Origin of the sequence: Enterobacter sp. AG326, assembly GCF_004362415.1 — a bacterium.
In the GTDB taxonomy this organism is placed as follows: Bacteria; Pseudomonadota; Gammaproteobacteria; order Enterobacterales; family Enterobacteriaceae; genus Enterobacter; species Enterobacter asburiae.
The window spans coordinates 940,841-953,696 of the sequence record NZ_SNXG01000001.1 but is presented as its reverse complement, the minus strand read 5'-3'; the positions used below and the strand labels follow the sequence as shown (position 1 = coordinate 953,696).

Here is a 12,856-nt window from a genome sequence, read left to right as displayed (position 1 = left end):
ATTCCATAACCTGGATAGGGGGTGACACTATTCTGCCAGAACAGTGACGACCATATAGGTAAATAAACCAATCGCCGTGCTGGCGATAATGGCAAGTGCAATAAACATACCCAGGCGGATCAGGCTTAAACCATACATACATTCCTCCATGAGTCGGAAGCGGTGGCTGACTATGAGCATAGTCGGCGAAAAGATAAATGTTAAATAACCATTATCAGTGGGGAAACGCTAAATCTGATATTCCTGTGCTACGTTTAATATTGTTCATCTCTTTTTATCGTAACTGTCATTAAGGGCAACCCCCTGCATTTAATGCGTTTTTTTGCTTCATTCACTCTCGTGTTGGTTATAAAAAGGATGCTCGATATGTATAAAAACATTCTCGTTCCGGTGGATGTCTACGAGACAAGCCTGGCGGATAAAGCGTTGCAGCATGCACAGTTTCTGGCGCAAAGCGCATCGGGTGACATTCATTTGCTGCACGTCATGCCCAAATTTTCAGCCGAACTGACGCGTGGTTTTATTTCAGATGCGCGCAAAATGGATGAATATATGATTAATAATTCAAAAGAAAAGCTGTCTGATCTGGTCAAAAAAGTAAATCTGCCAGAAGAGCGTGTTCATCTCCACGTCCGTAGCGGGAATGTTCGTGATGAGGTTATTAAGCTGGCGGATGAACTTACCGTCGGCGCGATTATTGTCGGCTCGCGAAATCCAAATATTCAAACCCATTTGTTAGGATCGGAGGCGGCAAGTATTGTTCGTTACGCTCATGTTCCTGTTTTCGTTATTCGTTAATTACAGAGAAGCAAGGTGATTTCTGAATAGAACCTGAGGAAGGAACGATGAAAACAGGAAAACCTGAACGTCCGTATTATCAACAAACCGTTGACGAAACCCTGTCGAATATCCACTCCACCCTGGAAGGCCTTAGCGGCACAGAGGCATCAGCCCGACTTCAGCAGCACGGTGAGAATGCGTTACCGCAAAAAAAGGGTAAACCCGCCTGGCTACGCTTCCTGGCGCATTTTAACGACGTATTGATTTACGTTCTGCTGGTGGCCGCGTTGCTTAAGCTCTTTATGGGCCACTGGGTAGACATGTTTGTGATCCTTGGGGTTGCCATCATTAACGCGCTGATTGGCCATATCCAGGAGAGCAATGCTGAAAAATCGTTGCAGAGCATTCGCAATATGCTCTCCAGCGAAGCCGTGGTGGTACGACAGGGGAATCACGAAACGATCCCCACCACGGCGCTGGTCCCGGGAGATATCGTGGTGATCCGCGCCGGGGATCGTATCCCTGCGGACCTGCGCGTGGTTGAAGCGCATAACCTGCGCGTGGAGGAGGCCATCCTGACCGGCGAATCCACCGTTGTTGAGAAAAACAGCGATGCGTTAAGCGGGGAACTGCCCTTAGGTGACCGGTATAATCTGCTCTACTCAGGCACTACCGTCAGCTCCGGCGGCGGTAAAGGCGTGGTGGTGGCAACCGGGGGCGAGACCGAGCTGGGCCACATCAATCAGATGATGTCCGACATTGAAAAGCACCGCACGCCGCTGATGGTGCAGATGGATAAGCTCGGTAAGACCATCTTCATCACTATCCTGGTGATGATGGTGGCGCTGTTTGTCTTTAGCCTCCTGTTCCGGGATATGCCGGTTTCTGAACTGGTGCTGTCGCTTATCAGCCTCGCCGTTGCCGCCGTGCCGGAAGGCCTGCCGGCCATTATTTCCATCATCCTTTCGCTTGGCGTACAGGCCATGGCGCGTCGCAAGGCCATTATTCGCAAGCTGCCTACGGTGGAAACGCTGGGGGCGATGACGGTCATCTGCTCGGATAAAACCGGCACCCTGACGATGAATGAAATGACGGTCAAAGCAGTGATTACCGCTGACACGACCTATCGCGTAGAGGGCGACAGCTACGAACCGGTGGGGAATATTCACCCCGTAGATGACCCGACGCCCGTCAGCGTGACGCAGGGTTCCCTGCTGGAACGCTATCTGCGCACCATTGACCTCTGCAATGACAGCCAGCTAATCAAAGACGAGCAGGGGCTGTGGAAAATCACCGGGGGCCCAACCGAGGGCGCGCTGAAGGTGCTGGCGGCGAAAATCCCGCTCCCACCGGTCGACACCGAAATGCGCAGCAAAATCCCGTTTGATTCACAGTATAAATACATGTCCACGCTGTACCGGCTGGGCGATGAAGAGGTGATTTTAATCACCGGCGCGCCGGACGTCCTGTTCCGCCTCTGCCAGTACCAGCAGACGAATGACGGACTGCAGCCGTTCGATCAGCCTTACTGGGAAGGGAAGATTGAAGAGTATGCCCGGGAAGGTCTGCGCATGGTGGCCGCGGCCTGGAAACCTGCCCGCGAGGGACAACGCGAGCTGGATCACCCGGACCTGCATGATGGCGTGATCCTGCTGGGTATTGCAGGGATGATGGACCCGCCGCGTCCTGAAGCCATTACCGCCATTGCCGACTGTCTGCAGGCCGGGATCCGCGTGAAAATGATCACCGGCGACCACCCGCAAACGGCAATGAGCATTGGGCAAATGTTGGGGATTGGTAACGCCGCAAGCGCTATCACCGGACGTGAGCTGGAGGCGATGGACGATCGTCAGCTGAGCGACGCCGCGCAGCAGTACGATATTTTCGCCCGAACCAGCCCGGAGGATAAATTCCGCCTTGTGCAGGCTCTGCAAAGTAAGCAGGAAGTCGTGGGCATGACCGGGGATGGCGTAAATGATGCCCCCGCGCTCAAGCGGGCGGATGTGGGTATTGCCATGGGGATTAAGGGGACGGAAGTGACCAAGGAAGCCGCCGACATGGTGTTAACGGATGACAACTTTGCCACCATTGCAAGCGCGGTGCACGAGGGACGCCGGGTTTACGATAACCTGAAAAAGACCATTCTGTTCGTTATCCCCAGCAACATCGCGCAGGCTCTGCTGATCATCATCGCGCTGCTGGCGGGGAACCTGATCCCGCTGACGCCGGTCCTGATCCTGTGGATGAACATGGCGACGTCGGCAACGCTGTCGTTTGGCCTGGCGTTTGAAGCGGGTGAGAAGGACATCATGAACCGGCCACCGCGCAAGGCGAATCTCCATGTGATGGACGGCTATGCCATCTGGCGCGTCGTGTTTGTCGGTCTGATGATTGCCATTAGCGCCTTCGTGCTGGAAGCCTGGCTTCAGCCGCGCGGTTATTCGGCGGAATTTATCCGCACCGTGCTGCTGCAAACCCTGGTCACTGCGCAGTGGTTCTACATGCTCAACTGCCGCGTTAATGACGGCTTCTCGCTGAGCAAAGGCCTGCTGGCGAACAAAGGGATTTGGATCGTGAGCGGCGTACTGCTGGCGTTACAGCTTCTTATCATTTACGCACCGTTCATGCAGATGCTGTTTGGCACCGAAGCGCTGCCGTTCCGCTACTGGGTCATCACCTTCCTGATTGGTTTTGTGATGTTCCTTATTGTCGAGGCGGAGAAAGTGCTGACGCGCAGGTGGCGCAAAACCGAGGCGTAATAGCGTAAACTGAGAAAGCCTGCCTGAGACTAGGCTTTCTCTTTTTTGAGCACAGGAAACTATGATTCGACTTACCTGGTTCGTCCTTACGCTGTGTGCCGCTGTACCCGGTGCGTTTGCCGTAACCTATACGCTTCCGCCGGAAGGCAGTCGTCTGGTGGGAAACCCGATTATCATCACCGTTCCCGAAGGCAACACGCTGCCTCTGGAAGCCTTTGCCGCGCGGTACGGGCAGGGGCTAAGCAATATGCTGGAAGCAAACCCGGGCGTGGATCCTTTTTTGCCCAAATCCGGCACCCGGCTGGTGATACCTCAGCAGCTGATTTTGCCTGACACCGTCCGCGAGGGCATTATCGTTAACGCGGCAGAAATGCGCCTTTACTATTACCCGCCTGGCGGTAACACCGTTGAAGTACTGCCCATCGGCATCGGTCAGGCCGGGCGCGAAACCCCGCGTAACTGGGTGACGGCCGTTGAGCGTAAGCAGGAGGGGCCAACCTGGTCTCCGACGCCGAATACGCGTCGCGCCTATGCGGCAGAAGGGAAAACGCTGCCGGCATTTGTGCCCGCCGGGCCGGATAACCCGATGGGGCTGTATGCGATTTATATCGGCAGGCTGTATGCCATTCACGGCACAAACTCGAATTTCGGCATCGGGCTGCGGGTGAGCCAGGGCTGTATCCGTCTGCGTAATAACGACATCAAGTATCTTTTCGATAATGTTCCCGTAGGCACCCGCGTGCAGCTGATCGACAGGCCGGTTAAAGTCACCACCGAGCCGGACGGCAGCCACTGGGTGGAAGTTCACGAGCCATTATCACGTAACCGCGCGGAGTTTGAATCGACCAGTAAAGTGCCGCTGCCCATTTCAGCCGCGCAGCGAACGCAGCTGATAAACGAGGGCGCGGGCGCTGAGCTGGAACGGCGGTCGGGGATGCCGGTTAAGATCGGTATGTGAAGGGAAAGTGCGGGCTGGTGCCCTCACCCCAGCCCTCTCCCGCGGGAGAGGGTGCAAACACTAAAAACGGCAACCCGGTTGCCGTTTTGCATTTACCTTGCGCAGAAAAGCAAAAAGCCTGCTTTAAAAGCAGGCTTTTTAAATTTGGCTCCTCTGACTGGACTCGAACCAGTGACATACGGATTAACAGTCCGCCGTTCTACCGACTGAACTACAGAGGAATCGTGTGAACGGGGCGCATATTATCGACCTGCGTTCGCCTTGTCAAAGGGTGGATCAACGCCTTTTGATCGTTTGCTGACAAAATCGGCAAAGTGATGTTTTTGACAGCGGAATGCACCGTCATGGTGCGGGTATACCCCTAATGGGGCAGATCATAAACTGCTGTTTCGGTAATAAAACCCCCCTCTGTAATTAGGTTTCCTTATTTTCAGGCGCTTAGCGAACAATTTAGACCGCCTGGTAAAAGTGGCATTCATATTGCAAAACCTGTTCAACAACGACAGCCGTTTCCGGCACAGCATTTCGAACAGGGGGCAAAATGAACTTAAGACGACTGAAATACTTCGTAAAAATCGTCGATATCGGCAGCCTGACTCAAGCGGCAGAAGTGCTGCATATCGCGCAGCCTGCGCTGAGCCAGCAGGTGGCTACTCTGGAAGGCGAGATGGATCAGCAGCTGTTGATCCGCACCAAACGCGGCGTCACGCCAACGGAAGCAGGCAAGATCCTGTATACCCATGCGCGCACCATCCTCCGCCAGTGTGAACAGGCGCAGCTTGCGGTGAATAACGTGGGACAGACCCTGAGCGGGCACGTTTCTATCGGCCTGGCGCCGGGAACGGCCGCGTCCTCTATTACCATGCCGCTGCTGCAGGCCGTTCGCGCCGAGCTGCCTGAGGTGCTGGTGTACCTGCACGAAAACAGCGGCTCCGTGCTGAATGACAAACTGCTCAACGGCCAGCTGGATATGGCGGTCCTTTACGATCGCTCCCCGGTCGCCGGCATCACCAGCCAGCCGCTGCTGAAAGAAGATCTCTACCTCGTGGGGACCCGCGACTGTCCGGGCCAGAGCGTAGACCTTACCGCCGTGGCAGAGATGAACCTTTATCTACCGCGCGACTACAGCGCCGTGCGCGTGCGCGTGGACGAAGCGTTCTCCCTGCGCCGCCTGACGGCTAAAATCATCGGTGAAATTGACTCAATCTCCACGCTCACCGCGGCCATTGCCAGCGGAATGGGCGTGACGGTTCTGCCGGAATCCGCAGCACGCTCGCTGTGCAGCGCGGCAAACGGCTGGATGGCGCGCATCACCACGCCTTCGATGAGCCTGCCGCTGTCGCTGAATATGTCTGCACGCGGTTCGCTGTCGCCGCAGGCGCAGGCGGTAAAAGAGATTTTGATGTCGCTGGTCAGCAAGCCGTCGCTTGAGAACCGTGAACTCCAGCTCGTGAGCTGATATTCCATAAAAGCATAAGATGCTGGTTTTTATTATTTGTTCTGCAGCGCGGCTGACTCTAACAATAGAGCTATGTCAGATGCGCCGGAGTGAATCGTGAATTTCCAGCAACTTAAAATTATCCGTGAGGCGGCCAGGCGGGACTACAACCTGACCGAGGTCGCCAATATGCTTTATACCTCTCAGTCCGGCGTCAGCCGCCATATCCGCGAGCTGGAAGAGGAGCTGGGCATAGAGATCTTTATCCGTCGCGGCAAGCGGCTGCTCGGCATGACGGAGCCGGGCAAGGCTTTACTCACTATCGCTGAGCGGATCCTCAACGAGGCCAGCAACGTGCGTCGTCTGGCGGATCTCTTCACCAATGACGCCTCGGGCGTACTCACCATCGCCACCACCCACACCCAGGCGCGCTACAGCCTGCCGCCGGTGATTAAAGCATTCCGCGAACTTTTCCCCGACGTCCGTCTGGAGCTCATCCAGGGCACGCCGCAGGAAATTGAAGTGCTGCTGCAAAACGGTGGGGCGGATATCGGCATTGCCAGCGAACGCCTGAGCAACGACCCGCTGCTGGTGGCGTTCCCCTGGTTCCGCTGGTACCACAGCTTATTACTCCCGGTCGATCACCCGCTGAATCAGGTTTCCCCTCTGACGCTGGAAGACGTCGCGAAATGGCCGCTAATTACCTACCGCCAGGGGATAACCGGACGCTCGCGCATAGACGAGGCGTTCAACCGCAAAGGGCTAACGCCGGACGTGGTGCTGAGCGCGCAGGATTCTGACGTGATCAAAACCTACGTCGAGCTGGGTCTCGGCATTGGCCTGGTGGCGGAACAGTCCAGCGGAGAACGCGAGGACGGGAACCTGGTGCGTCTTGATACGCGTCATCTGTTTGACGCCAATACCGTATGGCTTGGCCTGAAGCGCGGGCAGCTGCAGCGCAACTACGTGTGGCGCTTTATCGAGCTCTGCAACGCCGGGCTGTCGGTGGATGAGATTAAACGCCAGGTGATGGAACCGGAAGAAGTGGCGATTGATTATCAGATTTAGGCGCTGGTTTGCCCGGTAGCGCTGCGCTGACCGGGCTCATCGCTTAGTTGAACGGATATTTTTTAAAGACCGCCTGTGATTCGAATGATTCGGCAACCGCCTGAATCTCTCTAAAATCCGCTGCGTTAACGACGTGGGGGATCATCGACTGAATAAACGTCCAGACAACCGTGCTCGTGACGGCAACCTGATCGGGAGCGGCGGAGGTCGGACGCGTCTTCAGCAAGACATTCCATTCCCTGCAGGCAGCAAGCAGCTGGGTTGTAATGCGTTCGACCCATAAAGCGTGCTGCTTTTCCACCGGGCGCTGGTGGTGTTCATACACATTTTGCACGGCTTTCTCCGCGGCGGCGAGGATAAAGCCCAGCGTCTGAAGATCGTTTGCCAGCGCATCCGGCGCGACGGGCAGGAGCCTCCGCCCGGGGGCGGCCTGAGCCTCGAAATAATTCAGTATCAGCGACGAATCCATCAAACGTATTCCGTTATCCAGAATCAGCGTGGGCGCTTTTACCGCGGGGTTGATTCGGGAGAACGCTTCGAAAGTGCTAAAGACCGACAGCGGCTGGCTTTCAAAATCAACGCCATAAAGCTCAAGGGAGATCGCCACGCGCCGTACATAAGGTGAATCCATCATGCCAACAAGCTTAATCATCGTTCCCGTTTTCCTGTCTCTGTGAAATAACGCGTCATTGAAGAGGATGAACAGACAGTACAATACAAACTTCCTGGCGAATATCTTCAGTATCTTACCGTAAAGGTTAGTATTACTGACATGTGGGCAAGCTGTCGTTATACATCCAGCGCTGATAAGGGAGTGCTTTCATGTCGGATTTTCCACCCATTGCCAGTTTGCGAAGCTTTGAAGCCGTCGCCCGTCTTGGCAGCGTGACGCTGGCGGCGAAAGAACTCCACGTTACCCATTCCGCTATCAGCCAGCAGATCAAACTGCTGGAGGAGATGGTGGGCGTTAAGCTCTTTATCCGTCAGGGACGCGGGGTGCAGATCAACGAAGAAGGGCGGCTCTATGCCTTACAGGTACGCGAGGCGCTGAACCATATCGCAGATGCCACCCGGCTCGTGCAGGTGAAGCCGAGAAAGCAGGAGTTGACGCTGGCGATGGTGCCGTCTTTTGGATGCCACTGGCTGTTGCCGCGCCTGGAACGCTTTCGCGCGAAATATCCACTTATCACCCTGCGGATCCAGGCCAGCCTGACGGTCACCAGCCTGCAGCAGGAGGGGATAGATATCGCGATACGGATGGGGAAGGGAAACTGGGAAGGGAGTGAAAGCCATTACCTTTTTTCCGATCAACTCATTGTGGTGGCCGCACCCGGCTATAACGGCGGTGTGCTGCCCGCTACGCCGGCTGAGATTGCAAAAAGTCATATTATTTTTTCCATGGAGTCGTGGAAAACGTGGTGCGTGAATGCGGGGCTGGAGAAAGAGATCGTGCCTGGCGGTTTATGCATTAACGACTCCAATATCATTATTGAAGCCGTTCGGCTCGGGAAAGGCATCGCGCTGGAGCGCCGCTCTCTGGTTCAGGATGCCATCACCCGGGGCGAGCTGGTCCAGCTAACCTCCATCACCGCGCCGTATCCCTGGCCTTACTGGCTGGTGACAGCACAGGCAACGGAGACGAAGCCGGAGGTGGCTCTTTTTGTCGCGTGGCTGGATGAGGAAGTGGCGGCCTGGCGGCAGTTGGTGGTTGCCGCGGAAAGCAACGGCCAATAGAAAAGCAGGCTTTTCAAATTTGGCTCCTTTGACTGGATCGCCTTACCCAAAAGTTGGCTAAGTTGTAAGCCAACTTTGAATTCCCTTTCTGTCAAAACGCCATGATGACCACTAGTCAAAGCTGATATACGACTCAGCGGGCTGAGATGCAGTTATTTATTGGCAGAAGTAGGGACATGCTGCTGCATCAATTCAACGATCCAATCAATAAAAACACGCAGTTTGGCGTTAACGTGGCGGTTCGGCGGAAATGCCAGATACAGGGGCATTGGATCAATACGCCAGTCTTCAAATAGCGGAATCAAGGAACCACATGCCTGATGCGCTGCCGCCATATAGACGGGTAGCGCAATCACGCCTAATCCCGCGAGCCCAGCTTCGAGGTAGGCGTTGCCATCATCCACTGCAAGCACATAGCTTCCCGTGATTTCAATACGTTCACTCTCACCGTGCAGTACCAGAGGATCAACCTTGCCGGTGCGTGAGGACAAGAATCCCACTATGCGATGGTCCGTGTTTTCCAGCTCTCGCGGGTGCGCAGGGGCGCCGAGGCGTTCCACATAGCTCGGTGCGACGTAAACACCGATTTGTAAATCGCCGACATGGCGTGCGATCAGGGACTGGTCGTTGATTGCACCGCCGCGCACGACGCAATCCACGTTGTCGCCGATCAGATCCACCACCCGGTCACTCACGCCCATGTCGAACTGGATATCAGGGTAGCGCGCGTGAAAAGCCGGTAGCGCGGGCACCAGCACCAGGCGGGCGAGAGGAGTGGGCACATCTATCCGTAGCCGTCCCCTGGGCGTCATCGCCGAACTGGAGAGGCTATTTTCAGCATCTTCCATGTCCGCCAGCAGGCGGATGACGCGCTCGTAGTAGACCGCGCCATCAGGAGTCACACCGAGCCTACGGGTAGTGCGATGGAGCAGCCTGACGCGCAGTCGCGCTTCCAGCTGCTGAATAAGCTGCGTCACCGTGGTTTTGCTCATATGAAGCGTTTGGGCAGCCCTGGTGAAACTGCCTGCCTCCACCACGCGAGCAAAGGCGCGCATCGCATCGAAACGATCCATCCCTTGTCCTCTTTTTTCATCGATTGTTTGGATATTACAAACAATGATGGACAAAGTCGCTTGTTTATCCGCCCGCTCCGGCGCCTGTAAAGTGTGTTTATGCTCACCGGGCAGATTTAGCCCCATTACAGAGGTACAAACATGACAACGCGCGAAGCCGTTTTTCCCTTCGGTCGGCAGGCGCTCTATGAGCGCAATCGCTATTCACCCGCCATCAAATCTAACGGCTTCCTGTTTGTTTCGGGACAGGTTGGTAGCCGGGAGGATGGTTCGCCGGAAGAGGATCTCAACGCGCAGATCCGGCTGGCATTCGATAACCTTAATGCTGTTCTTACGGCTGCGGGCTGCACGTTCGATGACGTAGTTGACGTTACCCTCTTTGTCGTCGATCCCGAGTCAAACCTCGACGCTATCTGGAGAATCCTGCCAGAATATTGGGGGGAAGCGCCTTACCCTACGTTGACCGGGATCGGCGTGACGTGGCTGTACGGATTCCAGTTTGAGATTAAGGTGATTGCCAGGCTGGATGCGATTCAGAGTTAACTTCAGATACGCAGAAAAGCAAAAAGCCTGCTTTAAAAGCAGGCTTTTTAAATTTGGCTCCTCTGACTGGACTCGAACCAGTGACATACGGATTAACAGTCCGCCGTTCTACCGACTGAACTACAGAGGAATCGTGTGAACGGGGCGAATATTATCGACCTGCGTTCACCTTGTCAAAGGGGGAAATTAAACTTTTCGTTCGTTTGCCGACAATTTCAGCAAATCGCTGATTTTATGGCAAATTTGCGTTGAAATTACACAGCAAAAAGCGCCGCCCGCAGGCGGCGCGCAGGATCAGAACAGTACGGAGTAGTTCAGACCAAAGGTACGTCCGCGGCCTTTATAGGTATACAGGCCCGGTGCGCCGTAGGTTGGGCTATACAGCCCCGGCGCGCGCTGGCCCCAGGCGGTGGTGTAGTCTTTGTCCAGCAGGTTTTCCACGCTGAAGCTGACCTTACCCACCGGCAGGGCGTAGCTGCCCAGGAAGTCGACCGTGTTATAGCCATCGATCTTCTTGCCGTCGGAGTCTGACACGTCAAAGGTCTGCGTGCTCTGCACGCGCAGGGTCCAGTCGCCCGGCGCCCAGTTGACCCATGCGCTGGCTTTCGACGGGCTGGCGCTGTCGACCGTCAGCTTCTCCCATTTGCCGTTTTCGCGCGTTTCAGACTTGATGGCGTTAAAGTTCGCACCGGTGCTCCAGTCGCTGTCGGTGAAGAAATAGTCCACCTGACCTTCCACCCCGTAGATACGACGCTTGTCGTCTTCCAGGTTGATGGTCATATCCGTCTTGTTGATGGTGATGGTTTTATCCGAGAGCGAGTAATACGCCGCGACCTGCGTGCGCAGGTTATCGCCGGTGTAGCGCCAGCCCAGCTCATAAGCGTTGACCTTGATACCGTCCAGCGTCGAGTCGTTCACGTTGACGCTGTTCAGCAGGCGGTAGTGACCGTTGCTGAGCTGATAGGTGCCGGAGCCGTAGTACTTCGCCAGGTCCGGAATTTCGAAGCCCTGGGAGAAGTTAAACCACAGCTGCTGCTGTTCGGTCAGGCGACCGAGGATCCCGGCGTTGAACAGGAAGTTGTTGTAATCGGTTTTCCCGCCCGGTACCGCGTCGGCGGAGGTGGCTTTCCCGGTGGCGATGGCCTGCTGCTGGGCGTAACCGACAAAGTCGTCCACCTTGTTTTCGGTGTACTGATAACGCACGCCGCCGCTCAGGGTGATGGCGTCAATGTCGTAGCTGGCCTGCAGGAACGGGGCGAGGTTGGTGATGCTGTAGCCCGGGTAACGGCCGACGTTGTAGGCGTTATCCAGCTCCATGCCGCCGCTCGCCGCGGCCTTGCTCAGGTTAAAGAACTGCTGGTTGGCATCGAAGGTTTCGTGGTCGGCATCCACACCCCAGGTCAGCGTTAAATCGTCCACCGGCTTGCTGTTCAGCGTCAGCTTGCCGCCGTAAAAATCGGTTTTCTGCTGTGAAGCCCCGATGCTGCTCACCACGCCTTTGGTCAGGGTCGGGAACGGATAATAGGTCAGGCTCTCGTCGCGATAGTAAATCTGCGCGACCAGATCCTGGCCCCAGAAGTCGGTATTGGAGTACTGCAGGTTAATCAGATGGCGCTCGGTGCCCGGTACGCGGTCAGAATCGAGATTACCTTTGTTGTACGCGGTCGCATCGCCCGTTACCGCCGAGAAGTTCTTCCCGAGATACAGCCCATGCTTGCCGTCGGACTCGCTCTTGTAGTACTGCGTCGTCAGCTGCAGCTGCTGACGATCGTCAATGTTGATGGTGCCTGTTCCCATCACATCAATACGGTCGGAATACTGGAGGCCGGTCTGGGTGTTATCGATAATCACCTCGTTGCCTTTGCCGTCATACCAGCCGCCGTAGCGCTGATACGACACCGACAGACGACCGGAGGCGTTGTCGTTGCCGCCGCTTACGGCTGCCGACACGTTCTCATCGTGATCGTTGTGGCTGTTAAACCCGCTCTTTGCCCCTGTCTGGAACTCAACTTCGGTATCCGGCTGGCCCTTTTTGGTGACGATGTTCACCAGGCCGCCGGTGCTGCCGCCGCCGTAGAGCGAGGTAGCGCCGGAGATCACTTCGATACGGTCAATGTTGAACGGATCGATAGAGTCCAGCTGGCGGCTGTCGCTGCGGGACGAGTTCAGGCGAACGCCGTCCACCATCACCATCATGGAGCGGCCGCGCAGGTTCATGCCGTAGTTGGTACGGCCCTGGCTGCTGACGTCCATGCCCGGGATCAGCTGCGCCAGCACCTCTTTAATTTCTTTCCCGCCCTGAACCTGCTGCTCAATTTCAGCCCGCTCAATGACCCAGGTGGTCTGCGCCATCTCCGCCACGCTGCGGTGCGCGCGGCTGGCGGAGACAACGATATTTTCTTCCTTTTGTTCTTCCGCCCACGCAGAGGTAGAAAGCATTGCAAGCAAGCAAGGATTTAAAACCCAAAGATGAGAACGTTTCATTGTTATGTTGATCCTGATT

General features: G+C 55.8%; 10 protein-coding genes and 2 tRNA genes. 7 read left to right on the top strand and 5 right to left on the bottom strand.

The window, feature by feature from the left end; genetic code table 11:
• The first annotated feature begins 366 nt into the window (after positions 1-366).
• From DFO52_RS04545 to ldtA, 3 genes are all read left to right on the top strand, one after another.
• The gene (locus DFO52_RS04545) at positions 367-798 is read left to right on the top strand and encodes a universal stress protein (RefSeq protein ID WP_023312348.1); all 432 of its coding nucleotides are present in this window, start codon (positions 367-369) and stop codon (positions 796-798) included.
• Between the two features lie 47 nt (positions 799-845).
• Positions 846-3,539 (top strand): cation-transporting P-type ATPase, encoded by a 2,694-nt coding sequence (locus tag DFO52_RS04540; protein WP_121931999.1) that lies wholly within the window; start codon positions 846-848, stop codon positions 3,537-3,539.
• Positions 3,540-3,600: 61 nt separating this feature from the next.
• Positions 3,601-4,497: a L,D-transpeptidase gene (gene ldtA, locus DFO52_RS04535; protein WP_133549482.1), complete on the top strand. Its 897-nt coding sequence runs from the start codon at positions 3,601-3,603 to the stop codon at positions 4,495-4,497.
• Positions 4,498-4,642: 145 nt separating this feature from the next.
• On the opposite strand, the gene DFO52_RS04530 is transcribed toward ldtA, so the two are convergent.
• A tRNA-Asn gene (locus DFO52_RS04530) sits at positions 4,643-4,718 on the bottom strand.
• 320 nt (positions 4,719-5,038) lie between these two features.
• Here DFO52_RS04530 and nac point away from each other — a divergent pair.
• Complete coding sequence (gene nac / locus DFO52_RS04525) at positions 5,039-5,956, top strand: nitrogen assimilation transcriptional regulator NAC (RefSeq protein ID WP_008499475.1); 918 nt, start codon at positions 5,039-5,041, stop codon at positions 5,954-5,956.
• Between the two features lie 96 nt (positions 5,957-6,052).
• A complete protein-coding gene (gene cbl / locus DFO52_RS04520) occupies positions 6,053-7,003 on the top strand; it encodes an HTH-type transcriptional regulator Cbl (protein ID WP_023336219.1) in 951 nt (316 codons plus the stop codon).
• A 43-nt stretch (positions 7,004-7,046) separates the two neighbouring features.
• On the opposite strand, the gene DFO52_RS04515 is transcribed toward cbl, so the two are convergent.
• Positions 7,047-7,655 (bottom strand): glutathione S-transferase family protein, encoded by a 609-nt coding sequence (locus DFO52_RS04515; RefSeq protein ID WP_133549480.1) that lies wholly within the window; start codon positions 7,653-7,655, stop codon positions 7,047-7,049.
• Between the two features lie 170 nt (positions 7,656-7,825).
• On the opposite strand from DFO52_RS04515, the gene DFO52_RS04510 reads away from it, so the two are divergent.
• Complete coding sequence (locus DFO52_RS04510; RefSeq protein ID WP_133549478.1) at positions 7,826-8,737, top strand: LysR substrate-binding domain-containing protein; 912 nt, start codon at positions 7,826-7,828, stop codon at positions 8,735-8,737.
• A gap of 152 nt (positions 8,738-8,889) precedes the next feature.
• On the opposite strand, the gene DFO52_RS04505 is transcribed toward DFO52_RS04510, so the two are convergent.
• Positions 8,890-9,810 carry a LysR family transcriptional regulator gene (locus DFO52_RS04505; protein WP_133549476.1) on the bottom strand — a complete coding sequence of 307 codons (921 nt, stop codon included), beginning with the start codon at positions 9,808-9,810 and terminating at the stop codon, positions 8,890-8,892.
• A gap of 141 nt (positions 9,811-9,951) precedes the next feature.
• Between DFO52_RS04505 and DFO52_RS04500 the strand changes: the two genes are divergently transcribed.
• Complete coding sequence (locus DFO52_RS04500) at positions 9,952-10,353, top strand: RidA family protein (RefSeq protein ID WP_054830247.1); 402 nt, start codon at positions 9,952-9,954, stop codon at positions 10,351-10,353.
• Positions 10,354-10,407: 54 nt separating this feature from the next.
• Here the strand turns inward: DFO52_RS04500 and DFO52_RS04495 are convergent.
• Together DFO52_RS04495 and DFO52_RS04490 are read right to left on the bottom strand one after the other, a co-directional pair.
• Positions 10,408-10,483, bottom strand: a tRNA-Asn gene (locus DFO52_RS04495).
• 164 nt (positions 10,484-10,647) lie between these two features.
• Complete coding sequence (locus tag DFO52_RS04490; protein WP_029741691.1) at positions 10,648-12,837, bottom strand: TonB-dependent siderophore receptor; 2,190 nt, start codon at positions 12,835-12,837, stop codon at positions 10,648-10,650.
• Positions 12,838-12,856: the final 19 nt, after the last annotated feature.

What these genes read in the sequence shown, in the direction of transcription:
- DFO52_RS04545 (WP_023312348.1), top strand. Translation starts at nt 367, where the DNA reads ATGTATAAAAACATTCTCGTTCCGGTGGATGTCTACGAGACAAGCCTG.
- DFO52_RS04540 (WP_121931999.1), top strand. Translation starts at nt 846, where the DNA reads ATGAAAACAGGAAAACCTGAACGTCCGTATTATCAACAAACCGTTGAC.
- ldtA (WP_133549482.1), top strand. Translation starts at nt 3,601, where the DNA reads ATGATTCGACTTACCTGGTTCGTCCTTACGCTGTGTGCCGCTGTACCC.
- nac (WP_008499475.1), top strand. Translation starts at nt 5,039, where the DNA reads ATGAACTTAAGACGACTGAAATACTTCGTAAAAATCGTCGATATCGGC.
- DFO52_RS04515 (WP_133549480.1), bottom strand. Translation starts at nt 7,655, where the DNA reads ATGATTAAGCTTGTTGGCATGATGGATTCACCTTATGTACGGCGCGTG.
- DFO52_RS04510 (WP_133549478.1), top strand. Translation starts at nt 7,826, where the DNA reads ATGTCGGATTTTCCACCCATTGCCAGTTTGCGAAGCTTTGAAGCCGTC.
- DFO52_RS04505 (WP_133549476.1), bottom strand. Translation starts at nt 9,810, where the DNA reads ATGGATCGTTTCGATGCGATGCGCGCCTTTGCTCGCGTGGTGGAGGCA.
- DFO52_RS04500 (WP_054830247.1), top strand. Translation starts at nt 9,952, where the DNA reads ATGACAACGCGCGAAGCCGTTTTTCCCTTCGGTCGGCAGGCGCTCTAT.
- DFO52_RS04490 (WP_029741691.1), bottom strand. Translation starts at nt 12,837, where the DNA reads ATGAAACGTTCTCATCTTTGGGTTTTAAATCCTTGCTTGCTTGCAATG.